The following is a 25,084-nucleotide window of genomic DNA, read 5'->3' as shown; positions in this document are numbered from 1 at the left end:
TAAATTATTAAATTATTAAAAATGGAGGTGAAATTAAAGTAGATGAAAATTGTTTTGGTATGTTCGGCTGGAATGTCTACGAGCTTATTAGTTAAAAAAATGAATGATGCTGCCATTAAAAAAGGACTTAAAGTAGAAATTGAAGCATTCGCTGAAGCTGATTTAAAAAGGAATTTAGAAAATGTAGATGCAATTTTGATTGGACCTCAGGTTAGGTATTTATTAAGCAAAATTAAACAGATTGCCGAACCAAGAGGAATTGCTGTAGACGTAATTGAGTCAAGGCTTTATGGGAAAGTTGACGGAGAAGGTGTTTTAAATAAGGCACTAGACATGTTAAAAAAATAAAGATTTAATAGGATTTTATTGGTAGGAGGGATATGTTATGAAAAAAATAATGAGTTTTTTGGAAAAGTATTTCGTGCCTGTTGCAGCAAAATTTGGTTCAGAAAGGCATTTAGTTGCTATTCGTGATGGATTCGCTATGATAATGCCTCTTATACTAGCTGGTGCATTTGCAGTTTTGATAAATAATTTACCAATTCAAGTGTATCAAAATTTTATGGTTGGGATATTTGGAAAATCATGGACTAGCTTTGGAGGCAATCTATGGAATGGTACTTTTGCAGTTATGTCTATTATACTAGTTGTGTCAATCAGCTATAATTTGGCATTATCTTATAACTCTAATGGGATTGGTGCTGGATTAGTGTCCTTTGCTTCGCTATTGATGCTATATACGCCGTCAGCAAAGGATTGGGCAATTCCTTATACTTTTTTGGGAGCACAAGGTTTATTTGTATCAATAATAGTAGCTCTTATTTCAACTGAATTATTCGTGCGGCTATTAGGGAATCCAAAATTAATAATAAAAATGCCTGAAGGTGTTCCACCTGCTGTTGCGAAGTCTTTTGCAGCATTATTGCCATCATTAATAGTATTATCACTATGGGCATTATTTAAATCAATAACTGTAGCTCTAGGGCTGTCAGATATACATCAGGCGATATTCAACGCAATTCAGGCTCCACTGACTGGATTAGCTGATACTTTAGGTTCCGCAATTGTAGTTGCGTTTCTTATACATTTTTTATGGTTTTTTGGATTACATGGCACAAACATATTAGGGCCAGTTTTAAATGCAGTATATTTACCTGCTATAAATGATAATATAGCGGCGTTAAAAGCTGGAAAAGCTATTCCACATATTGTTACTATGCCATTTTTTGATGCATTTGTTCATCTTGGCGGAGCTGGAACAACGATTGGATTAATTATAGCCATTTATATAGCTTCAAGAAGGAAAAAGAAGAGAAGCGAGTTGCAAAATATTGCAAATTTGGCTATTGCCCCTGGAATATTTAATATAAATGAACCTATGATATTTGGTATGCCTTTGGTTTTGAATCCTGTATTTTTTATTCCATTTATATTGACGCCAATTGTTTTAACAATTATAAGCTATTTTGCGATTGCATTGGGTATTGTACCGAGAACTATTGCGATGATGCCATGGACAACACCGCCGATAATAGGAGGATTTTTGGTTACGGGCTCTATAAGAGGGGCATTACTTGCATTGCTTAATTTGATCATCAGCATTATTATTTATTTACCGTTTGTATTAGTTGCAGAAAAAATTGAACAAAAATCTGATGCAAATGCTGATGATGATAGAATATTAGCAAAAGAAAAAGTAAAATAAATGAAGAAATGTGTTTATGAAAAGTATTAGAAAATTTAAATGGCGTGATAAGCAATTATAAGCAATAATGAGGAGTATCGGAATTTTACGGTTGTTTATCATGCCAGCTATTGATATATATTATATGTATTGCAAATTCTAAAGATTTTGGGGTGTTTTAAGTTGAAAAGATTAGGAATATCAGTATATCTAAATAATAATGATCTAGAAAAAAATTTAGAATATATCAATTTGGCATCAAGATATGGATTTGAGATAGTATTTACGACTTTAATTTCTATAAAAGATTTAAATTTTGATAAATATTTCGATAATTTTGTTTATTTAGTAAAACATGCTAATAATATTGGTATGAAAGTAATTGTGGACGTGGAACCTCATATACTTAGCAAACTTAATATATCTTATGATAATTTATATAAACTATCTGATATCGGACTCTATGGGATAAGACTTGACTTGGGTTATAGTGGTATAGAGGAATCAATTATGTCGTTTAATGATTTTGGTTTAAAGATTGTTGTAAATATGAGCAATGGATCGAAATATATAGAGAATATTTTGTCTTATAAACCAAATATCGACAACATTATTGGATGTCACAATTTTTATCCCCATAAATATACAGGGTTGAGTTATGAACACTTTAGTAAATGCAGTCGCCAATTCAAAGATTTTGGTATAAGAACGGCCGCTTTTATTAGTTCTAGTGAGGCGATGTTTGGACCTTGGCCTGTTTCAGAAGGTTTATGTACTTTAGAAATGCATAGAGACCTTCCCATAGAAACTCAAGCCAAACATTTATTTGCAACGGAACTTATAGATGATGTAATTATTGCTAATGCATATGCATCTGAAGATGAATTGAAAAAACTAAGCCTTTTAAATAAATATAAGTTAGAATTTAAAGTTAATTTAGTAGATAATATAACGGATATTGATAAGAAAATAGTTTTGGAAGAGTTTCACTATGTAAGAGGAGATGTTTCAGAATATTTATTAAGATCTACACAGAGCAGAATTAAATACAAAGATTATAAATTTTTGCCATATAATGTTATTGATATAAAAAGAGGGGATATCTTAATAGATACTTATTTATATCAAAATTATGCGGGAGAATTACAAATAGCTTTAAAAGATATGAAGAATACAGGCAAGACAAATGTTGTGGGTAGAATTGATGAAAAGGAAATATTTTTATTAGATTATTTAAAACCTTGGACAAAGTTTGGTTTTGTAGAAAATAAATAGGCATTAACTATACAGGGAGGCTAAACAATGGATCTAGAAGAGATTGTATTTCAAATAATATTAAATGCAGGTAATGCTAAAAGCAGTTGTTTTGAGGCGCTAAAAAATGCAAAAGAAGGCGATTTTAAATCAGCAGAAAAGTATTTAAATAATGCTGAAGAAGAAATTATTAAAGCACATAATATACAATCCAGTATGTTACAAAAAGAGGCCAATGGTGACCATCAAAATGTGACACTTTTATTGATGCATGCTGAAGATCATATGATGTCTGCAATTTTGGCCAGAGATTTAATTACTGAGATGATTGAATTATATAAATTTATTTATCAAACTAAAGGTATAATGTTGAATTAATAAAGGATACTAGAGTCGTTTTACCTTGGTGTTAGTATATAAGTGTGGAAACTAAAATTTAGCACATTAAAATATATTTATTTATAAAAAATGTGTTAAACAATGTCCAAAAATGGTATTCGATATTCAGATGAATTTAAACAACAGATTATTGATCCATATTACTTTGGCCAGTTAGTATTAAAGTATTAAATCTCAGTCGTGAATATGGCATAGCAAGTGTAACTATATATAAATAGAATGAAGTTCGACTATAGTTAAGGTATCAGAAAGTACTAAGGAGTATCATGCCTATGAAGAAACGTATTGCAAACTTGAGATGGAGTGTAAAATCTTAATAAGCTACTGCCATATTCACAAGAAAATGACAGATGAAATTTTTGCTTTCATTTAAAGGTATAAAGCGAAATATATAGTCAAATTTATATACAAAACCTTAAAATTTAGAAGTACTTATTACAAAGTTCTTTTTGGTATACTATCAAAACGTAAAATAGAAGTAGATGAAATAAAAACAGAAATCTGTGTGATTTATGTCGAAAGTAAATGTCAATACTGAGCTTTCAATTCAGAACATATTAAAAAGTAGAGGAAAATACATAAGTATAAAGAGAGTGTAACGTTGCATTTCATCTTTTGTGAAATTAGTGAGTTAGAAAAATCGTCATAAAATTATTTACTTTATATGCTTAAAGTTTTTAACTATTAATAATCGTATATGTTTTTTTAGTATTATCTTTTTTTAGGTATCAAGCTAATTTAATAAGGAGATGAGAATTTGAAATTGTTTTCTTTAATAAATATTTAATTTTGTAATTAACTATATAAATTTATGATGTCTATAACGAATTTCTCAAAAAAACACCTAAGTTTGCAATAGATAGGTAAATAGTGTTAACAAGTAAATAGAGAATTCAATATTTTTCTATTGTATATTGAATCTGGCAGAAAAGATATTGGTTACAATTTATGGTAGTAAAATCTCGACTTCACAAAAAGTGAAAAAGCAATTAAATGTTAAAATTTAACAAAAAATTAGAAATGTTCATTCATGTAGGGTGATTCCAATAGTTTTAAAATTTAAATTTAACATTATAAAATTCATTAAAAGTGGAAGAAATCCTACTTGAATATATATGTAAAAGCAAATAGATTTAACAATTTTTGGGTTTTACAAAAATCTAAAAATATAAAAAAGAAAGGAGAATATTTATGAGAAAAATTTCTAAGAAGCATTTACTTATTATTTTAACGTTGGTTATTTTAGTGTCTCTTCTATCATGGAGTCCTGTATTAGCTGCAACGTCTGTGAAAAACTTTGTTGTGTATTTTCCTAATTGGGGTATGTATAATGCGGCACATAATAATATGTCTGTAGATATGATTCCGTGGGATAAAGTGACGGTTATAAATCATGCATTTTTCACTGTTGATAGTAATTACAAGCTAGTATCTACAGATGATTATGCAGATTTTCAGGCATCGTTTCCTCATTCGGAAGGTTGGGATCCTGGAATGATTAGGGGACATTTCGGTGAATACAAGTACTATAAAACGATCTATCCTAATGTAAAAGTGCTCGTATCTGTTGGAGGATGGACAAGGGGCGAAAACTTTCATGCGATGGCAAGCAGCTATGATAATAGGAAGATATTTATAGATAGTGTCATTTCTTTTTTAAAAGAATATCCATTTATAGATGGTATTGACATTGATTGGGAGTATCCTGGCATAAATAGAGCTCCGGATCCAAATGATCAATATGATCGTGGTTGTCCTGGCGGGTCAGAAGATAAAGAGAATTTTACATTATTATTGAAAGAAATACGTGAAGCTTATAATGCAAATGGTATGTCAAATAAGCTTTTAACAGTCGCTGCTCCTGGAGGATATGATAAAGTTGATTTGACACAACCTGATATATACAGTCAGTATGTAGATTGGTTAAATGTTATGACATATGATATGCATGGTGCATGGGATTCGATTACAAATCACCAATCTCCAATTTATTTAAATCCATTAGATCCTTCGCCTACTTCACCAATAGATATAAAAAATAAATATAATACCGATTTTATTATGAAATATTACAGAGATAGATACAATGTACCTTCTAATAAACTTAATGTAGGTTCACCTTTTTATTCGCGTGGATGGAAAAATGTTGATGTGACTACTGGTATTAATGGTTTGTTTGCTAATGCAAATGGTGCACCTATAGGTAATCTTGATAATCAACAATCTCCAGGAGGACAAAACTCATATTCTCGAATGGAAATTTTAGAGAAAACATCTGGATATGTTAAATATAGAGATGAATATTCACTTGTTCCATGGTTATACAATGTTTCGGAAGGAACTATGTATACTTATGAGGATACGATATCAGCTGCCGCAAGATGTGATTATGTTATTAACAATGGGTTTGGCGGAATAGTTGCTTGGGAAATTTCAAACGATGATCCTAATGGATTTCCTTTAACTACAACAATTGCTAATAAGTTTGGAATTGGAGGGGGAACAGCTAGTCAGGTAGCAACGCCAGTTTTTAGCCCTACTGGAGGGACATATACATCAGCTCAGAATGTAACAATATCATGTGCAACTAGTGGTGCAACAATTTATTATACTACTGATGGAACAGATCCAACAACTAACTCATTGGTTTACAGTGGACCAATTAATATATCAACAACGACAACAATAAAGGCTTTAGCAGTGGCTCCTGGTATGACCAATTCTGAAATAGCAAGTGCAACTTATACGATTAGCAGTGGCACTATCCCTGAATGGGCTTCAAATACTTACTATAAAATAGGTGATCTTGTAACTTATAATGGAATAACATATAAATGTATTCAGGCTCATACTTCTCTTGTAGGCTGGGAACCGCCAAATGTTCCAGCACTCTGGCAATTACAGTAATTAAAAATAGATAATATAATAATTACGATAATATTATATTTCGATTTTACTACAGCAACTTGGTGGTAAAAAAATTTGATACTGTAAGATAGTTTAATACATTAGGCTGTTGATAAACATATTTTTACTGATCATGTCAGCAGCCTTTTTTAAATGAGGAAATTGCACAATTAAACTTTAATTTTTGAAACTAAAAAGACAATAGCAAAGTTAAGCATATCAATGCCTGTGGATAACTTATGAACTTTGAAAATTTAAGAAACCAAGCTGCGACAAAATCATTTCAAGTTTTCTCTATGGTTGAAGTTTTATTAATTCATCAAAGGAAAATAAGCATTCTTGTCGAATATACATAATACGGGAAGGAGACTCTTTGAATGTCTAAAAGAGGTTTAAAAATAGCTACAATAGGAGGTGGCTCCAGCTATACACCTGAATTGGTGGAAGGCTTTATAAAAAGGTATGATGAGCTGCCTGTAAAAGATTTATATCTTGTTGATATAGAAGAAGGAAAAGAGAAGCTAGAGATAGTAGGAAATCTTGCAAAGCGAATGGTTGAAAAAGCAGGTGTGGGTATAAATATTCATTTAACTCTAGATAGACGTGAAGCGATAAAAGATGCAGATTTTGTAACTACACAGTTTAGAGTAGGACTCTTGGATGCACGAATCAGGGATGAGAAAATACCTTTGAAATATGATGTAATAGGACAGGAGACGACAGGACCTGGAGGATTTGCAAAGGCTCAAAGGACAATACCTGTGATACTCGATATATGTAAAGACATAGAAGAATTATCTCCGAATGCGTGGCTTATAAACTTTACAAATCCATCAGGCATAATAACAGAAACGGTTTTAAAACATACAAATGTAAAAACAATTGGACTTTGCAATGTTCCAATAGGTATGGTATATGGCGTTGCAGAAATGTTAGATGTAGATGTAGAAAGAGTATCGATAGATTTTGCAGGGCTTAATCATCTTGTATGGGGAACACATATATATTTAGATGGTGAAGACATAACAGAAAGGCTAATAGACAGTTTCGCAGGTGGCAAATCTATGTCAATGAAAAACGTGCCTGACTTACCATGGGAGCCTGAGTTTATCAAATCACTTGGTATGTTTCCGTGTCCATATCACAGGTATTATTATCTTACCGATAAAATGCTTGAGGAAGAAAAGAAAGAAGCGGCAACAGTGGGTACAAGAGGTGAGCAGGTAAAGAAACTTGAAAAAGAATTATTCGAATTATATAAAGACCCAATTCTCAATATAAAACCACCACAACTTGAGAAAAGAGGCGGTGCACACTATTCTGATGCTGCATGTTCATTGATAAATTCGATATACAATAATAAAAAAGATATGCATGTTGTTAATGTAAAAAACAATGGAACGATTGCAGACCTTCCGGATGATGTGGTAATAGAAACAAACGCAATAGTAGACAGAAATGGTGCACATCCAATAAATATAGGACATGTATCGACAAAAATAAGAGGATTGATGCAATCTGTTAAAGCATATGAGGAGTTAACAATAGAAGCAGGTGTAAGAGGCGATTACTATACAGCACTTCAAGCTTTAACAATACATCCTTTAGTTCCATCATCAACCGTAGCTAAAAAAATACTCGATGATATAATTAATCAGAACAAAGAATATTTGCCTCAATATAAATGAATTAAAGAGCCGGACATCCGGCTCTTTTGCATTTTTAGCCATGCATTTTTTTAAGAAAAGCATATATTGTTAAATATCCCGTGAAATAAAATTACAAAACATCACAAAATACTTGAAAAACAGTTTCATCTGTTATATAATAATACATAGAGAGGGTGAAAACATTGACATGCCGGGAGATATAGAAAAGATCAAAGCAGTTATAAATAATTTAAAACCATCCGAGAAAAAAGTTGCAGGGTATATAATTAAAAATGCTGATAAGATTTCTGATTTGTCTATAGGAGAACTTGCAAAAAAGAGCAATACAAGTGAGGCCAGTGTTGTAAGGTTCTGCAAAAGTCTCGGATACAGAGGATATCAAGATTTAAAAATAAAAGTTTCTGCAGATTACACTTATAAGACGAAAAGCATTCAAGGCTTTGTAAATATAGAAGATGATGCAAATACAATAATAGTGAAAATATCCAAAAACAATATGCAATCGATAGAAAAAACAATGGATATGCTTGATAGAAATGAAATGGAAAAAGCTGCTAATGCTATATTAAATGCGAATAAAATAGATATTTATGGTGTTGGGGCATCTGCAATTGTAGCACAAGATATGCTACAGAAATTTATGAGGATAAATAAATCATGTACAGCATACAGTGATTCGCATATGCAGCTTGCATCTGCAGCCAACATTAGTGATGGTGATGTCGCAATAGGTATTTCATATTCCGGACAAACAGCTGATACTGTCGATGCTCTAAGGATAGCAAAAAATTCGGGAGCTACAACAATTTGTATAACAAGATTCGGCAATTCGCCTATAACAGAGGTTTCGGATATAAAGCTCTTTGTATATTCTACAGAAGCAATTTTTAGAAGTGGTGCGATGGCATCACGGATAGCACAATTAAATGTTATAGATATATTATTTTCTATAATAGCATGTAGAAAATATGAAGATATAATAAAATATTTAGAAAATACAAGCGAAGCCGTTTCATCAAGAAAATATTGAAGGAGGACCATATGTTTAATATATTCAAAAAGAATTGCAAGAAACTATTAATAAAGGCTCCAGTTGATGGTGACATAGTAGATATAGTAGAAGTTCCAGATGAAGTATTTGCCCAAAAGCTTGTGGGTGATGGTGTGGCAGTAAATCCTAAATCAGATATTTTTGTATCTCCTGTTAATGGCGTTATAACAACTGTGTTTCCGACTAAACATGCAATAGGTATTAAAACTTTAGATGGAATAGAGATAATGATTCATGTTGGTGTAGATACAGTAAAGCTAAATGGCGAAGGATTTACTACATTTATAAATGAAGGTGATAAAGTAAAAATCGGAGATAAATTGTTACAGATAAATATGACGATTGTTAAGTCAAAAGCCAAATCACTTATATCGCCTATAATTATAACGAACATGGGAAAAATTAAAGAATACAAAAAAATTATTGGCAAAGCAACTGCTGGAAAAACAGATATTATTGAGGCAGTTATTTAATTACTTAAACTTGAAATAAATTTTCATAAATATGATATATTTATGAAATAATATAACATGAAAGGGGGATAGCTGATCAACAATCAATTTTTTACAAAATATAGAAAAGGAGGATGGAAAATGTCAAGAGAAAAAGACATAGCTGAAAGCATCATCAGGGAATTAGGCGGTAAAGAAAACATCATATCAATTACAAATTGCATGACGAGGTTAAGAGTGCTTGTAAAGGATTATGATAAGATTAATATGGAATCACTTAGGAAAATTGACGGTGTTATTAAAGTTAACGAAGAAGGAGGAGAACTACAGGTTATTTTAGGGCCTGGACTTGTATCTAAAGTTGCAGGTGAAGCATCTAAAAAAATTGGCGTAAAACTTGGAGATGCAAAGGAAATTAAGGCTGCAATCAGTGAAAAAAATAGAACGCCGTTTAAACTTCTCTTAAGAAGGATTGCAAGCATATTTATTCCTTTAATTCCTGGATTAATAGGCGGCGGATTGATACTTGGCATAACCAATGTTGCTACAAAGTTTAACTGGGTTGCTGATAAGAATTTACTTGCTATGTTAAGTTTGTTTGGAAATACGATTTTTACTTACATGGGTATCATGATAGGCATGAACACTGCTAAAGAATTTGGAGGTTCACCGACGCTTGGCGGTATACTTGCAGGAATCATTTATAATCCTGCTTTGGCGGATATTAAAATTGGCGGTAGTGCACTTGTCGTGGGTAGAGGTGGAATCATCTCAGTATTAATTGCGGCTGCATTTGCAAGCTGGCTTGAAAAAAATATTAGAAAAAGAATGCCGAATAGTATAGAATTACTTGCAACACCTTTGTTGACAATTTTAATAGCAGGTTTTGCGACACTTTATGTATTACAACCTTTGGGTGGATATATAGCTGATGCTATTGGCAAGGCAGTGACTGTTGCAATTGCTGGTAAAGCTGGTGTATTTACCGGATTTATACTTGCAGGAACTTTCTTACCATTAGTTATGACAGGCTTACACCAGGGTTTGACACCGATACACATGCAATTAATACAATCAACCGGTGTTACCATATTACTTCCGATCTTAGCAATGGCAGGTGCAGGTCAGGTTGGTGCAGCAATTGCGGTATACGTTAAAACAAAGAGCAAACAGCTTAAGAAGATTATAGAAGGTTCGATACTTGTTGGTATTCTTGGCATTGGTGAACCGTTGATTTATGGTGTTACATTACCTCTTGGAAGACCATTCATTGGAGCTTGTATTGGTGCAGCTTTTGGAGGCGCATTTGAGGCATTAAAAGTAGTTGGCGCAAGAGGTTTAGGTATATCCGGAATCCCTCTTGCTGCAATTATTGAACCAAACAAAATTATATATTATATCATCGGTTTGATTATATCATATATTGCGGGATTTATAGCAACGTTTTTACTAGGGTTTGAGGATCCTGCAGACGAAGAAGTAAAAGATACTCAACCATTTAGCTTTAATGCATAAATAAAAAGGGGCAGCTTGCCCCTTTTAGGAGATGATTATATGGATTTCGGAATTTCAGTATATACTTTTGAAGATTTTCCACATCAAAAAAATAAAGAATATATAAAGACTGCAAAAGACAATGGCATAAGCATGGTTTTTACATCGATGCATATGCCAGAGGTTGATTATGATAAAAAAATGAATGAGATTGAAGATTTAATAAATCATATTAAATTATTAAATATGAAGCTGACGATAGATATTTCACCTGTTACGATGAATATATTAAATTTATCACCAAATAATCTAAAACAATTTCATAATTTAGGAATAGATTGCTTAAGACTTGATTATGGATTTACAACTGATGAAATAGCTGAAATGACAAACAACGAGTTCGATATAAAAATAGAATTAAATGCAAGTACAATAACAAAAGAACAAATAGATGAATTAATAAGCCAAAAGGCTGATTTGAACAAATTAAGAACCTGTCATAACTTTTATCCCAAACCATATACGGGGCTTTCATATGAATTTTTTAAAGAAAAAACTACCATGATAAAAAATTACGGACTTAAAGTTTCAGCATTTATCCCATCTCTAAAAGGCAGAAGGGGTCCAATATATGAAGGATTACCGACTCTTGAAATTCATAGAAATATAAAACCTGATATAGCAGCAAGGCATTTAATCTATTCAGGAATAGATGACGTATACTTTGGAGATGCATATGCCACTGTAGATGAGATAAAAAATGTTACATCAATAGATAAGGATGTAATCGAATTAAAAATTAATTTAGTTGAAGATATTACGGATAATGAAAAAGATATAATTTTTAATCATGTCCATACAAATAGGCCTGATTCACCTGAATACATTATAAGATCAGAGGAATCAAGAGGTTATGCAAATATAGGGAAAGAAATAAAAGCACACAACTGTGTTGAGAGAAAAAAATATTGTGTAACAATAGATAATGAAAATTTCAAAAGGTATTCTGGAGAGCTTAATATCTGCATGGTTGATTTACCTAAAGATGAAAGGGTAAATGTAGTAGGATATATACCTGAAGAAGAGCACATTCTAGCAGATTTAATCAAACCGGGTACGAAATTCAGATTTAGAAAGGGCTGATACAATGAACTTAGAAAAACTTATAACTGAAGGAAGAAATCCAGATACTCTGGACATTGATAAATTAAGCACTGAAGATATGTTAAGAAAAATAAACGATGAAGACAAAAAAGTTCCGTTAGCTGTAGAAAAGGAAATTCCTAATATAGCAAAAGCTGTGGACATTGCAGCAGAAAGGTTAAAAAAAGGCGGCAGGCTTATTTACTTAGGCGCAGGTACAAGCGGAAGGCTTGGAATATTAGATGCGTCAGAATGTCCTCCAACATATGGAACAGATCCTGAAATGATACAGGGAATTATTGCAGGAGGAGATACGGCTATAAGAAAAGCAGTGGAAGGCGCCGAAGATAACAGTGAACTCGGCAAACGGGACTTAATCGAAAGGAATTTATCAAGCAAGGATGTTGTTGTAGGCATTGCTGCCAGCGGCAGAACACCTTATGTATTAGGAGCCCTTCAATATTCTAAAGAAATCGGAGCATCTACAATAGGCATATCATGTAATCTCAACTGTGAGATGAAAAAGTTAGTTGATGTAATGATAGCGCCTGTTGTTGGTCCTGAAGTCATCATGGGTTCTACTAGAATGAAAGCGGGGACTGCTCAGAAGCTTGTATTAAATATGATTTCTACGGGAGTCATGATAAAGCTTGGTAAAGTGTACAGCAATTTGATGGTTGATGTACAGGCGACAAACGAGAAATTAATTCACAGGGCCAAAAGGATAGTTAAACTTGCAACAGGAGCTGATGATGTTACTATTGAGAGGATATTAAATGAGACAGATTATAATGTTAAATTGACGATACTAATCATACTCACAAGTCTTGAAAAACCTGAAGCCCAGAAGCTCTTAGAAAAGGCAGAAGGTTATATAGAGAAAGCGCTGAAAGAGAATAGAACAAAATAAATTCTACTATATTTATTGAACATTATAATATAATAAGAATACATAAGGAAAACATACTGTACAGTAGTTATTTTTGGCTGAAGAAAATTTTTCTTCAGCTTTTATAATTTATAGCAAATTGGAATAATTTTTTAATATTGTAAGGATTTTTGAGGTACACTTATATAATTTCAAATAAAGGCAATATTTAGGGTTTGTAATTGTTTTAATAGAGATATAAAATTATATTAAAAGTTGTCTGACATCTGATATATTACAATTAAATATTTAACACAAATTCAAGCTTTACATGATTTTAACAACACTTAATAATCACTATATAATAGTCTGTTATATTAATCTTGTGAGAAGTTGCACCAATCATCAATGCAGCTAAAATTTCATTGACTTTAGGTTAACGCGCATCTGATTTATTCCATGCATCAGTGTTTAAACGAATATGACATAAGGGGGATTGTGTTTATACTCAGAAATATTTCAAATAATAAGATAAGTAGGAGGGTTTATATGTTTAAAGGTAGAGGCAAAGTTTTAAGTATCATTTTGACATTTGTGATGGTATTTGGCATGGTATTTTCAAGTATGCCTCAGATATCATACGCAGCTGCGTCAAAGACATTTGACTTTGTGGAAGTCACTGATTTCCACGGATATTTGCAAGCATCAGGCAAATTAAGCGACGGAACGCCAATTACTCAGGAGAGAGGATCTGTACTAGCTAAGAGAATAAAGGATATAAAAGCAGCAAATCCCGATACTGTCATACTATCGGGCGGAGACATGTTTCAAGGAACACCTCTTTCAAACGTTTTAAAGGGGCAGCCTGTCATCGACATGATGAAAAGCATAGGTTTTGATGCAATGGCCTTGGGAAATCACGAGTACGACTGGGGCGTTGATTCTGTCATCGATACAAGCAACGCAGTCTTAAAAGGGTCCACAATACCTGTTTTGGCAGCTAATGTATACGATAAAACTACAGGTAAACCTGTAAGTTACACAAAACCATACGTTGTAATTGAAAGAGATGGAGTAAAGATTGGCGTCATTGGCATTGTTGATAACAAAGAATTTCCGTCTATAATTTTGCCATCTCTTATAAGCAATGTAGATTTTAAAGATCCTGTGCCAATTGTAAATAATCTTGCACAGCAGTTAAGAAATGATGGTGCACAGATTGTAGTTGTCTTAGCACATATGGGAGCTACAACTGATAAGAATACAGGTGAGACAACAGGCAATCTCATTGATTTTGCAAAGAGCGTAAAAGGTGTAGATGCTATATTTGGCGGCCATACTCATACGATTGTCACAACCAGAGTAAATGGAATACCTGTAGGTGTTGCCAACAATGCAGGTATGGGTTTTATCGATCTCAAGATAACAGTAAATGGTGATGGTACTGTATCAGCTTCCGATATGGTTTACAATGATGATTACAGCTATTACAATATGAAAACACCGATAATTGATGAAGATGTTCAAAGTATAGTCGATAAAGCCATACAAGAGGCTGGACCGTTATTTAGTCAAGTCATTGGCACTGCAGATGTAGACTTGACAAGAACTCAAAGTGCAAATCCTTTTGGCGATTCGATTTTAGGAAATTGGACGTCAGAAGTCGTTAAGGATGCTGTAAATGCGGATTTTGCCTTTGGAAACAATGGAGGATTAAGAACTGACGTATTAAAAGGTGACATTACTGTTGGAACAATGTACACGTTGATGCCATTTGACAATACTATTGTTACAGTGAGCATGACTGGTGCAGAGATTAAAAAAGTGTTAGAACAGGCGGTTCAGGATGGCGGCAAAGGGATTCAGGTTGCAGGTCTTTCATTTAAGTACGATCCAAATAAACCATCCATGAATAGAGTATTTGACATCAAGAAATCCGATGGTACACCAATAGACATGAACGCAAAATACCTTGTAGCAACGAATAATTTCATGGGAACTGGTGGAGATGGTTTTACAGAATTTACTGATCCCGATGTGCAGAAGTCTTACATAGATACGCAGAAATTGGTCAGAGATGCATTTATCGATGCTGTAAAGGCACAAGGTCATATAACAGCGAAAATAGACAATAGGATATCTCCTGCCACAATGCCAGCTTCTAATGAGACGACTATAACAGTTTTAGCTACATCTGATGTACATGGGAATCTGGTGCCATGGGATTATAGCAGTGCAAAAGAGGCTAATCAGGGCCTTTCGAAAGTGGCAGGTTATGTTGATCAAGTAAGGTCTGAAAATCCTAATGTCGTATTAGTAGACAATGGTGATACAATTCAAGGTACGCCGCTTTCATACTACTACGACAAAATTGACACAAAGTCTGAATATCCGATGGCGAAGGCAATGGGTGCTATGCACTACGATACGTGGACGTTAGGCAACCATGAATTCAATTATGGATTGGATGTTTTAAACAGAGTAATCGCTGATATGGAAAAGGAGAACATCCATGTCTTGTCTGCAAATACTTACAAAGATGATGGCACGAACTTTGTAGAGCCTTACTACATTAAGACGATAACTACACCTATGGGTGATGTGAAAGTAGGCATATTAGGACTTACTACAAAAGAAATTCCTTCATGGGAAGACAAATCTCATTATGCAGGGCTTAAATTTAATGACCTTGTAGAAGAAGCAAATAAATGGGTGCCTAAAGTGAGAGCTGCTGGGGCAGACATAGTTGTTGTTGCTATGCACTCCGGCGAGGAGAGTCCATCAGATACTATACCGGAAAATCAGGTAAAAGCTGTAGCTCAAGGTGTAAATGGGATAGATGCGATAATAGCTGGTCATACACATGCTGTAATACAAATGGATACATTTAAAAACCCAGAAGGTAAAGATGTGATAGTGACAGAGCCTGGCAAATGGGGGCAATACGTTTCAAGGATAGATTTCAACTTAACTAAAGATGAAAATGGAAAATGGACAATTGACAGCAAAACAAGCAAAGCTGTTGCAATGGATAGCTCAATAAAGCCTGATGAAAACATAATGCAGCTTGCAGAGCCATACCAAGAAGCGACGCTCAAATACGTAGGAACCAAGATAGGCACAGCTTCTGGTGACTTCTTAGGAAAAGATCAGTTGACAAAGGAAACGGCCTTGATGGATCTTATAAATAAAGTACAAAAATACTATGCAAAGACAGATCTTTCAATAGCCGCACCATTAAGTAGCACTGCTCAGATATTAAAAGGCGATGTTACAATACAAGACATGATGAGTGTATATGTGTTTGAAAATTACTTATACGGAATAAAAATGACTGGTAAGCAGTTAAAGGATTGGATGGAATGGTCTGTCCGCTATTATCAGCAGGTTAAATCTCCAGATGATCCTATAACTAAGGATAAGACCCTTAATATACCAGATTACAACCTTGATCAGCTTTATGGCGCAAGTTATACGATAGATCTTACACAGCCTGTCGGAAACAGGATAAAAAATCTTACGGTAAATGGTAAACCGGTGAAAGATGATGATGTATTTACGGTTGCAATAAACAATTACAGATTTAATGGCGGCGGAGGTTTCATGAAGGCAGCAGGCATAACAAATCCTGTTATAGTCTTTGACTCAGCTAAAGCTTATGGTGACGATGGACAGGTAAGAAACTTGATGATAAGTTATATAAAGATGAAAGGAACTATAGATCCTGTTGTCGACAACTACTGGACGATATCTAAGACACCAGTTTCAGAAGGAAATGTTGGAAGTAAAGGTATTGTCACAGCGTCAGCTTTAAATGTGCGCTTAGGTGCTGGTATAAATTACAAAGTGATAGGAGTATTAAGGGCTGGACAATCTATCAACATAGTAGGCGAAAATAATGGTTGGTATCAGATTGACTACAATGGAAAGACAGGTTATGTATACGGCAAGTATGTAGCTTCGTCGCCAGACTTATCAAATGTAGCCGTATTAAAATCGGTAAGGGTGACTGCTAAAGACGGACTTAATGTCAGAGTGAACAATTCCATAAACGCGTTAAAAATAGGAGCAGTACCGTATGGCTATGAATTAAAGGTAGTTGGAGAATACGACGGATGGTATAAAGTCCAGTATAACGGCGCGTACGGATTTGTTTACGCAAAGCACACAAAATAGAAAGATAAAGTTAATGAAAGGGAAGGCTGTATGATGGCAGCTTTCCCTTTTGTCATACATAAATAGTATAAAAGGCAGTTGGATAGAGACAAATATAATGATAGAATATAGATGATTTATCATAGTGATTGTAAGAAGGGAATGAAAGCAAGCTTGTACATTGGCGATGTAGAAATCAAAAATAATGTGTTTTTGGCTCCTATGGCAGGTGTTACAGATAAACCATATAGGCTCATATGCAAAGATATGGGCTGTGGTTTTGCATACACTGAAATGGTCAGTGCTAAGGGTCTTTATTATGGAAGCGAGAATACGGAATTTCTTACAGATATAGATGATGAGGAAAATGTGGCACTGCAGATATTTGGCTCTGATCCTTATATAATGGGTGAAATTGCAAAGAGATTAAATACATCAAATGCAAAGACAATAGATATAAACATGGGATGTCCTACGCCTAAAATAGTGAAAAATGGCGATGGGTCAGCTTTGATGCTTAAACCTGACTTGGCAGAAAGCATAATTAAAGCTGTAGTGAAAAACTCTATTAAGCCTGTCACTATAAAAATAAGAAAAGGATGGGACGATGATCACATAAATGCTGTGGAGATTGCTAAAATGGCTGAAAGCTGCGGCGTAAAAGCGGTTGCCATACACGGCAGGACGAGAGAACAGTTTTACTCAGGTCGCGCCGACTGGGATATTATAAAAAAAGTGAAAGATAATCTAAAAATACCTGTAATAGGCAATGGAGATATATTTACACCGGAAGACGCAAAAAGGATGATAGATGAGACGGGATGTGACGCGGTGATGGTTGGCAGAGGGGCAGAAGGGAATCCGTGGATTTTTAAAAGAATTCTTCACTATCTAAATACAGGTGAAATTCTGCCAGAACCTACCGTAAGCGAAAAAATTGACATGATCTTAAAGCACCTTGACATGATGATAGATTACAAAGGAGAACATGTTGGAATATTGGAGATGAGAAAGCATATAGCATGGTATCTAAAAGGTATCCGCGGTGCATCAAAGATAAAGCAAATGGTATTTACCATGTCTGAATACAAAGAAATCAAAGAGCTTTTGATTAGCATTAAACAAGCTGAATGATGAAAAAAATACATGCACAAATCCCTTCTATAATAGCATAGACTAAAAAGAAGGGGGATGTAGGAATGCTCATAATGCCTAACAATAAATACCTATCAAGTAGCAATGATATTCCAAAACAGATTGAAATATCTGGTGTTAATATTGAAGAGTTTAATTTTAAAGAAAACTTAAAGAAAAAAAGTTTCTTTAAAAAAGAGGACTTTTATAAGAGATTTCTCACCTTAAATGGAGCTATCATGATATCAAAACCTTTTGGTGCAGGAGAAGTAAATAAATTCTATGTAAGTTTATACGATTTAATTAAAAACATCAATTCGGAAGAAGTATTTGGTGTGAAGTTTTCTTCAAGAAGCAGTGAAAAGATTGTTTATAAAAACAGTATACCATTCGACAAGTTTACAATTGGAGACATAATAGTAGCAACAAGCCAAGGATTTCACGTGCAAGGTGCAATAAGGCATGCTGCAATATTTGACAGTAGGAGATATCATGGAAGCATCGATGATAAGTGCCTTTTAACGGCAGAACCAGACCAAGGTGTGATTTATGAGACCATAAGATTTTACAGAGAAAATTTCAGCGAGGCCTGGGGGCTGACAGTTCCAAAGGCTACAATAGAAGAAAGAGTAAAAGCCATTGATGAAGTATCCAAGTTTGTCGGAAAACCTTACAGTTGGAGGGCTGATAAAAACGATGATGAAAACTGGTATTGCTCAAAAGTCCCATGGGCTGCATACAAAAAATCATCAGGAATAGACATAGATGGAAATGGAGGCTTTTGGGTGCTGCCAATTGACATCTTTATATCAAAAGAAACAGAAGTATTTGAGTATTCTAATTCATAAGGCAGGATTTTAACCTGCCTTTTAAAATGCAATTGAATGTTATAACTTTGTGATGTATAATTTAGGAAATTATAATTTTATTTTGTTGTTGTAATAAGGGGGCTGTTTAATGGATCACGACAAGTGGAAATTCAAGATCGGCGGAGTGCTTTTAATATTGGTGGGACTATGGAATGTGTTTGGGTTTGTGATGACAATAGAATTTGCCAAATTTTCTTTTAGCATAATTGATATAGAGAATATCATTATCACCATATTGATGCTATATTTAGGATATATAATGGTGAGATACAGTTGATTAGTAAAAATTAGACTTTAGATCATAGATTTAAAATACATGTTTTTTAGACTTTTTATCATATTTTTACTTTTATTGCATGATTGGTTTCCAGTATCATTATAAAAAATCAATAAAATGGGAATAATAGTTATTATCAATTGATTTTAAAATTCAATACTCTAAATCGAAAATAGTTGCATATTTTCAGTCATTAAGCTATAATATATACCAATAATAAAATTTCAATTGATAATATGGAGGATATCATGAATAAACAGAACTCAGCTTTGCTTTCTGTGATTTCTAATAGTGTATTAATAGTTATAAAATTATTGACAGGAATACTAATGCATTCAGTAAGTGTAATTTCTGAAGCCATACATTCTTCTATTGATTTAATTGCTAGTTTAATTGCCTTTCTGTCCATACGAGTAGCAGTAAAACCGGCTGATGAAGATCATCCTTTTGGGCACAGCAAATATGAGAATATTTCTGGTTTTGTGGAAGCTATCTTAATTTTTTTTGCAGCTATATTAATCATATATGAGGCAGTGCGAAGAATAGTTACGGGTACTTATGTAGAAAATTTAGGAACTGGAATTATTGTGATGCTTTTTGCATCTTTTGTAAATGCAGTAGTATCATATTTTTTATTTAAAGTATCAAAAAAAGAAGATTCTATTGCCTTAAGGGCAGATGCAATGCATCTTTTGACTGATGTATTTACTTCTTTAGGAGTTACAATAGGACTTGTTGTTATAAAAGTTACTAAATTGGGTATTTTAGACCCTATCATAGCTATTTTTGTTGCATTGCTTATTATAAAAGCGTCAATTGGATTGACAAAAGAAGCATTAAAAGATTTAGCAGATACTAGTCTTCCAGAAAAGGAAGTTAAAGAAATAGAGAATATTATAAAATCAAATATTGAAATTACAAGTTTTCATAAATTAAGGACGAGAAAATCGGGATCTCGAAGAGAGATAGACGTTCATTTGCGAGTAGACAAAGATTACAACATAGTAGAAGCTCATGAACTGTCACATAAAGTTTCCAAGCAGATAGTGGATAAATTTCCAGATTCTCATGTGATAATTCATATAGAGCCTGAAGGAAAGAAATAAAATAAAAACAAAAAAGCAGGGATTCATCCTGCTTTTTAAAATGCAATTGAATGTTAATGGCCTTAATAGACTTTTTTATTTTAAAAAAATTTTTATAAAAAAACTGTAACAAATTTCTCAGAAATTTGTTTTATATTGTGAGAGAATGAATTTGCAAAATAATTGAGTCTCAATTATATAAATGGGGGAAAATGATAACAAATATTACTATTGCCGTTTACTGTATCGAGGCAAACTTCGTTCTTCTCAATATATTGGGCTAAATCTTTTCTCTGAATTCTGATGCCTTGTGGATAGATAATTCTGTTAGTCTTTAGTGTTCCTATGAGAAGGTATCTTCTTTCAAAATGTGCTTCTATTATAGTTAAATTAGATGAATAAAACAAACTGGTGTGAAGATTTCAAACGCCAGTTTATTTTTTTTTATAGAAAGATGGCGAATTAATAATTTAAAATGTAGTTTAAAAAAATTACATATAAAATATAAAGTATACTTCATATTTTTTGTATAAAAATATAAAGTATGTGTTATAATATTATATTAGAGGTGATAAAAATGTCTATTACAAGCTCAGTGTGAATGTCAATAGAAATTTGAGCCACATGCTAATGAATTTTTGAACCACTTTTGCTATTGAAAAAGTGATCCATGTGCTAATGAATTTTTGAGCCATTACTAAAGGACTTTTCCCATGGTTGATACGTGTTCTTTTAAAAATAATTACTAAAATCGGTATTTGCAAAGTGACCATCTGAGCGGATAATAATCTACTCTATTTGCGAATTATCACGCCTGAAAGATTCTCCATTCATATTTAATACATGTGAACGGAAGGTTAGACGATCTACTAATGCTGCAACCATAGTAGTATTCTCAAACATTTCTGTCCATCTTGAAAATTCAAGGTTCGTAGATACTATTACACTTCCTTTTTCACTACGATCCGAAATTATCCTGAATAATAAATCAGCTTGGTTCCTATTAAAACATAGATATGATAGTTCATCTAGAATTAACAGGTCCACTTTTTCTAGCTGTTTTTCAAGTTTTAGAAGCTTTTTGTACTCTTGTGCTTCTGTAAGTTCTGTTACAAGATTTGCAACGGTATAGAATTTTACGTTATGCCCCTCTTTACAAGCCTTTAGCCCTAAGCCTATTGAAATATGAGTTTTGCCTGTGCCAGTGTTTCCTATCATAATGACATTTTGACGCTTGGATATAAATTCACATGTGGCAAGTTCCCATATAAAGGCTTGTTCGACGTATTTGAGTCTGGTATAATCAAATTCGTCAAGGGTTTTCAGGTAAGGAAATCCCGCTTTGTGTATGCGACGCTTTTGCTGATTTTCTTGCCTGGAAGCTACTTCTTTTTTCATTAATTCTATGAGAAATTCCTCATATCCCATATTGCTATCCATGCGTTTAATAATACTTGTGTATTGTGCAAAAGTAGGCAGTTTCAGCTGTTTGGCATAAAGTTTTATTGTTTCTTTAGCTACATTTATTTCACTCATTGTGCCACCCCGTATTGTCTATCGTATATACTTAAATCAACTTCTTCTACATTTACTGTGTCTATAATTTTTTGTGTACTTTTTTCTGGTATGCTGTGCTTTATTAGATAACTGCGGATTAAATCAACAGTAGGTGTAACACCTGCTGGAATTTGCTTTTTTATCTCTAGAAGCTTGTCTGAACCGTAGTCTACACAAAGTCTCAGAACTTTTACCATGTCTTTTGCTCCACCCGGAAGTGTTTGTCCCCACTCTAATAATTCTTGTTTTACATGGTCCTTTACGGGCTTCGCATTGAATACAGCTCTGGGTTTTCGTTCTAATAGATCTATGTAATGTTCTAGTTTGTAAGTTGTTTTGTTGGAACCATAGCTTCTGTTATGTTTAGCAATTTCCTGTCCACGATAAAAGATGGTTAATATATTCCCATATGCTTTGATACTGACATTTTTGCCTACATATTTTACTGGTACTGAATAATTGTTTCTATCAAAGCGCACTGTTGAATACTCGTCTACACTGACTGATATGCTTTTGCTCGAATCAAATACATATTTAGGAAGTGAGTATAATAATGATTTGTCTATTTCATACATTTGGCCGACTGTCTGTTCATGGCCGCGTATCTGATGGGAACGGTATTTCAAACAGTTTGTCATAAGAATCTGATTTAATTCATCAATATCCTTTACTCTTGGGACAGGAACTAAAATGTTGCGTCTTACCCAGCCTACCAGATTTTCTACCAATCCCTTTTCATTTCCTTTGCTTGGATTGCAGAATTCCATTTTAAATGCATAATGTGCACTCAATGCTTGATAACGGGCTTGAGGCTTGGCATGAGTTCCAAAACCTTCCTTTACTGCAACTCTCGCATTGTCAAAGATTAGTTTGTGTGGCACACCACCAAAATGTTCAAATGCTTTTACATTGCCTTCTAAAAATGATTCTTCATTTTGGCGATAAAATGCCATTACAAAAATATCACAACTATAGCAGAGTCGCATACAGAAAAGATTTATAGAAACTTTTTTGTTGTCAAGGTACACAGTAGCTTCACCCCAATCTACTTGTGCTGCTTCTCCAGGGTCGAATTGAAGTGGGATGAATGCTTTTGGCATCTCATCTTTAAGTTGTTGTACAGCCAATCTTACTGTGGATTCTCCACCTTTAAACCCTTTTTCTTCTACTAGACGATGATATATTCTTCTGGCTGTATGTCGTTGTTTTTTTATTCCTTCTGCTTCATCTTCTTTAATGCACTGTCTGATAAAGTCCATAACATCAGGAGTTAAGACATCAGGCTCACGGGAATATTCTTTTCTCTCCCAAGGAACATTGTCACCTTTGCAGTATTTTCTTACAGTATTCCTTGAAATTTTTAATTCCCTTGCTATAGCCCTTTGAGACATTTGATGTACTGTATACATTTCTCTAATCTTTTGGTATAAATTCACGTCGATAATCACACCTTCCAACCTCCTGTAAAATTTATCTTGTATAATAAATTTTACAGGTTTTTTATGAAAAGTGGATCACTTTTTCGTTAGCACAGAGCCACTTTTTGGCTCACTTTTATATTAGCATATACAAGCTCAGAAAATATATTAAGGATTTTGTACTCGTATAACCCATGGTGGAGAGAAGGATATTTCCCTCAGGATTTGTCAAAACCCGTAAAGAGAGTAGTCTATCATCAGGCATTTGAGTTACTAATGCATCCAACTATCAGAAGATATGTTATACTTTCAGGTGCACGTCGTGTAGGTAAAACTACAATTTTATATCAAATGATAGAAACCCTTTTAAAAAATCAAGTGAACCCAAAAAAGATACTATATATATCTTTTGATCATCCTTTGTTTAAATTAAGTTCTTTTGACCAAATTATTAACCTTTATGAAACCACCATAAATGAAGAAAAAGAGGCTTATATATTTTTAGATGAAATTCAATATGCAAGCGATTGGGACAGATGGCTAAAAGTCTATTATGACACCAAACCAAACTGGAGAATCATTGCTACAGGCTCGGCTTCTCCTGCACTTATTGAAGGTACAAAAGAAAGTGGTGTTGGTCGCTGGACTGTGATTTCTGTACCTACTCTTTCTTTTTATGAATTTTGCGAAATACTTGGTGTTCCAGAAAGACCAAGCAATCTGCCAAATTTAAACTTAAATGAAATTTCAAATTTAAATGACTCTCAATTAAATGAGCTTATGTTTTTGCTTATGCCATTGCAAAAGTACTTTAATAAGTATTTAACAATAGGAGGATTTCCTGAATTTGTATTTTCGGAAGACCAATTTTTAGTGCAAAGAATGTTAAGAGAAGATGTGGTTGATAAAGTTATTAAAAGAGATATACCTTCCTTGTTTAATGTAAGAAATTTAGCAGTGTTAGAGAAGGTTTTTTTGTACTTATGCTTTAATTCTGCAAATGTTATAAGTATTTCAACGATAAGTAAAGAAATTGGAGATGTTTCAACAGTAACAGTAGAAAACTATATTCATCTTCTTGAAAATGCAAATTTGATTTATAAAAGTTTACCTATAGAATTAGGCGGGAAAAAAGTTCTAAAAGCAAAACCAAAAATTTACGTTTCCGATCCTGCCCTAAGAAATGCAGTTTTAATGATAGACAATATACTCTTAGACAGTAAAGAACTTGGAATAACGGTTGAAACAGCAGTTTTTAAACATATCTATAATTTTTACCTGCAAACAAATGCTAGAATAGGTTATTTTAGAAAAGCTAGTGACAATCAAAAAGAGATTGACGTAGTGGTTGACTTCCTACATAGTAAATCCTTAATCGAAGTGAAATTCAGAGAAGATACGACACTTTCTGAGAATGATGCCATTGTTGAGATGAGCCAAAAAGAAAAAAATATTGATTCAGCAATATTAGTAACAAAAAGACCAGAAGATTATGGGAAAGTTAAGGTTTCGGCAAAGGTACCAATAGTAAAAATTCCTGCTTATGTATTTTTGTATTTGTTTGGAAGACGCTAACTTATTTTTCTCAAAAGAATATGAGAATCATTTAAGAAAAAATTTTTTATAAAAAACTGTAACAAATTTCTCAGAAATTTGTCTTATATTGT

General features: G+C 33.4%; 20 protein-coding genes. 17 read left to right on the top strand and 3 right to left on the bottom strand.

Annotated features, from left to right (window positions below; genetic code table 11):
- Positions 1 to 42 precede the first annotated feature (42 nt).
- The 16 genes from TTHE_RS11730 (at position 43) to TTHE_RS11655 (ending at position 20,463) form a co-directional block, all read left to right on the top strand.
- Positions 43 to 348: a PTS sugar transporter subunit IIB gene (locus tag TTHE_RS11730; RefSeq protein ID WP_013298781.1), complete on the top strand. Its 306-nt coding sequence runs from the start codon at positions 43 to 45 to the stop codon at positions 346 to 348.
- A gap of 37 nt (positions 349 to 385) precedes the next feature.
- On the top strand, positions 386 to 1,705 hold the full coding sequence (locus tag TTHE_RS11725) for a PTS sugar transporter subunit IIC (protein ID WP_013298780.1): 1,320 nt from the start codon (positions 386 to 388) through the stop codon (positions 1,703 to 1,705).
- A gap of 162 nt (positions 1,706 to 1,867) precedes the next feature.
- Positions 1,868 to 2,959, top strand: coding sequence for a DUF871 domain-containing protein (locus TTHE_RS11720; protein ID WP_013298779.1), 1,092 nt, complete (start codon positions 1,868 to 1,870; stop codon positions 2,957 to 2,959).
- A 27-nt stretch (positions 2,960 to 2,986) separates the two neighbouring features.
- Positions 2,987 to 3,316: a PTS sugar transporter subunit IIA gene (locus TTHE_RS11715; protein ID WP_013298778.1), complete on the top strand. Its 330-nt coding sequence runs from the start codon at positions 2,987 to 2,989 to the stop codon at positions 3,314 to 3,316.
- 1,212 nt (positions 3,317 to 4,528) lie between these two features.
- Positions 4,529 to 6,244, top strand: a complete 1,716-nt coding sequence (locus TTHE_RS11710) for a glycosyl hydrolase family 18 protein (RefSeq protein ID WP_013298777.1) — start codon at positions 4,529 to 4,531, stop codon at positions 6,242 to 6,244.
- A gap of 377 nt (positions 6,245 to 6,621) precedes the next feature.
- The gene (locus TTHE_RS11705) at positions 6,622 to 7,932 is read left to right on the top strand and encodes a 6-phospho-beta-glucosidase (RefSeq protein WP_013298776.1); all 1,311 of its coding nucleotides are present in this window, start codon (positions 6,622 to 6,624) and stop codon (positions 7,930 to 7,932) included.
- Positions 7,933 to 8,101: 169 nt separating this feature from the next.
- Positions 8,102 to 8,944 carry a MurR/RpiR family transcriptional regulator gene (locus tag TTHE_RS11700; protein WP_013298775.1) on the top strand — a complete coding sequence of 281 codons (843 nt, stop codon included), beginning with the start codon at positions 8,102 to 8,104 and terminating at the stop codon, positions 8,942 to 8,944.
- An 11-nt stretch (positions 8,945 to 8,955) separates the two neighbouring features.
- On the top strand, positions 8,956 to 9,438 hold the full coding sequence (locus tag TTHE_RS11695; protein WP_013298774.1) for a PTS sugar transporter subunit IIA: 483 nt from the start codon (positions 8,956 to 8,958) through the stop codon (positions 9,436 to 9,438).
- 120 nt (positions 9,439 to 9,558) lie between these two features.
- Positions 9,559 to 10,932 (top strand): PTS transporter subunit EIIC, encoded by a 1,374-nt coding sequence (locus tag TTHE_RS11690; protein WP_013298773.1) that lies wholly within the window; start codon positions 9,559 to 9,561, stop codon positions 10,930 to 10,932.
- 39 nt (positions 10,933 to 10,971) lie between these two features.
- Positions 10,972 to 12,054 carry a DUF871 domain-containing protein gene (locus TTHE_RS11685; protein WP_013298772.1) on the top strand — a complete coding sequence of 361 codons (1,083 nt, stop codon included), beginning with the start codon at positions 10,972 to 10,974 and terminating at the stop codon, positions 12,052 to 12,054.
- 4 nt (positions 12,055 to 12,058) lie between these two features.
- Entirely contained in the window at positions 12,059 to 12,964 is a 906-nt protein-coding gene (murQ, locus tag TTHE_RS11680) for an N-acetylmuramic acid 6-phosphate etherase (protein ID WP_013298771.1), read from the top strand.
- A 507-nt stretch (positions 12,965 to 13,471) separates the two neighbouring features.
- Positions 13,472 to 17,098 (top strand): 5'-nucleotidase C-terminal domain-containing protein, encoded by a 3,627-nt coding sequence (locus tag TTHE_RS11675; RefSeq protein WP_013298770.1) that lies wholly within the window; start codon positions 13,472 to 13,474, stop codon positions 17,096 to 17,098.
- 111 nt (positions 17,099 to 17,209) lie between these two features.
- Positions 17,210 to 18,211, top strand: coding sequence for a tRNA dihydrouridine synthase DusB (gene dusB, locus TTHE_RS11670; RefSeq protein ID WP_013298769.1), 1,002 nt, complete (start codon positions 17,210 to 17,212; stop codon positions 18,209 to 18,211).
- A 74-nt stretch (positions 18,212 to 18,285) separates the two neighbouring features.
- On the top strand, positions 18,286 to 19,059 hold the full coding sequence (locus tag TTHE_RS11665; RefSeq protein WP_049774954.1) for a YiiX/YebB-like N1pC/P60 family cysteine hydrolase: 774 nt from the start codon (positions 18,286 to 18,288) through the stop codon (positions 19,057 to 19,059).
- Between the two features lie 109 nt (positions 19,060 to 19,168).
- Positions 19,169 to 19,357 carry a hypothetical protein gene (locus TTHE_RS11660; protein ID WP_013298767.1) on the top strand — a complete coding sequence of 63 codons (189 nt, stop codon included), beginning with the start codon at positions 19,169 to 19,171 and terminating at the stop codon, positions 19,355 to 19,357.
- 248 nt (positions 19,358 to 19,605) lie between these two features.
- Positions 19,606 to 20,463 (top strand): cation diffusion facilitator family transporter, encoded by an 858-nt coding sequence (locus tag TTHE_RS11655; protein WP_013298766.1) that lies wholly within the window; start codon positions 19,606 to 19,608, stop codon positions 20,461 to 20,463.
- 173 nt (positions 20,464 to 20,636) lie between these two features.
- On the opposite strand, the gene TTHE_RS15030 is transcribed toward TTHE_RS11655, so the two are convergent.
- The 3 genes from TTHE_RS15030 to istA all read right to left on the bottom strand — a co-directional run bounded on the left by TTHE_RS15030 (position 20,637) and on the right by istA (position 23,447).
- Positions 20,637 to 20,849, bottom strand: coding sequence for a hypothetical protein (locus tag TTHE_RS15030; RefSeq protein ID WP_423250143.1), 213 nt, complete (start codon positions 20,847 to 20,849; stop codon positions 20,637 to 20,639).
- A gap of 382 nt (positions 20,850 to 21,231) precedes the next feature.
- A complete protein-coding gene (istB, locus tag TTHE_RS11650) occupies positions 21,232 to 21,978 on the bottom strand; it encodes an IS21-like element helper ATPase IstB (protein WP_013297222.1) in 747 nt (248 codons plus the stop codon).
- Positions 21,975 to 23,447, bottom strand: a complete 1,473-nt coding sequence (gene istA, locus TTHE_RS11645) for an IS21 family transposase (protein WP_013297221.1) — start codon at positions 23,445 to 23,447, stop codon at positions 21,975 to 21,977. The genes istB and istA overlap by 4 nt, the downstream gene beginning before the upstream one ends.
- 195 nt (positions 23,448 to 23,642) lie before the next feature.
- Between istA and TTHE_RS11640 the strand changes: the two genes are divergently transcribed.
- Positions 23,643 to 24,992, top strand: coding sequence for an ATP-binding protein (locus tag TTHE_RS11640; RefSeq protein WP_231292656.1), 1,350 nt, complete (start codon positions 23,643 to 23,645; stop codon positions 24,990 to 24,992).
- The last annotated feature ends 92 nt before the right edge of the window (positions 24,993 to 25,084 follow it).

The organism is Thermoanaerobacterium thermosaccharolyticum DSM 571, from assembly GCF_000145615.1.
Taxonomy (GTDB): Bacteria; Bacillota; Thermoanaerobacteria; order Thermoanaerobacterales; family Thermoanaerobacteraceae; genus Thermoanaerobacterium; species Thermoanaerobacterium thermosaccharolyticum.
This window is presented reverse-complemented; position numbering and strand designations above follow the sequence as displayed.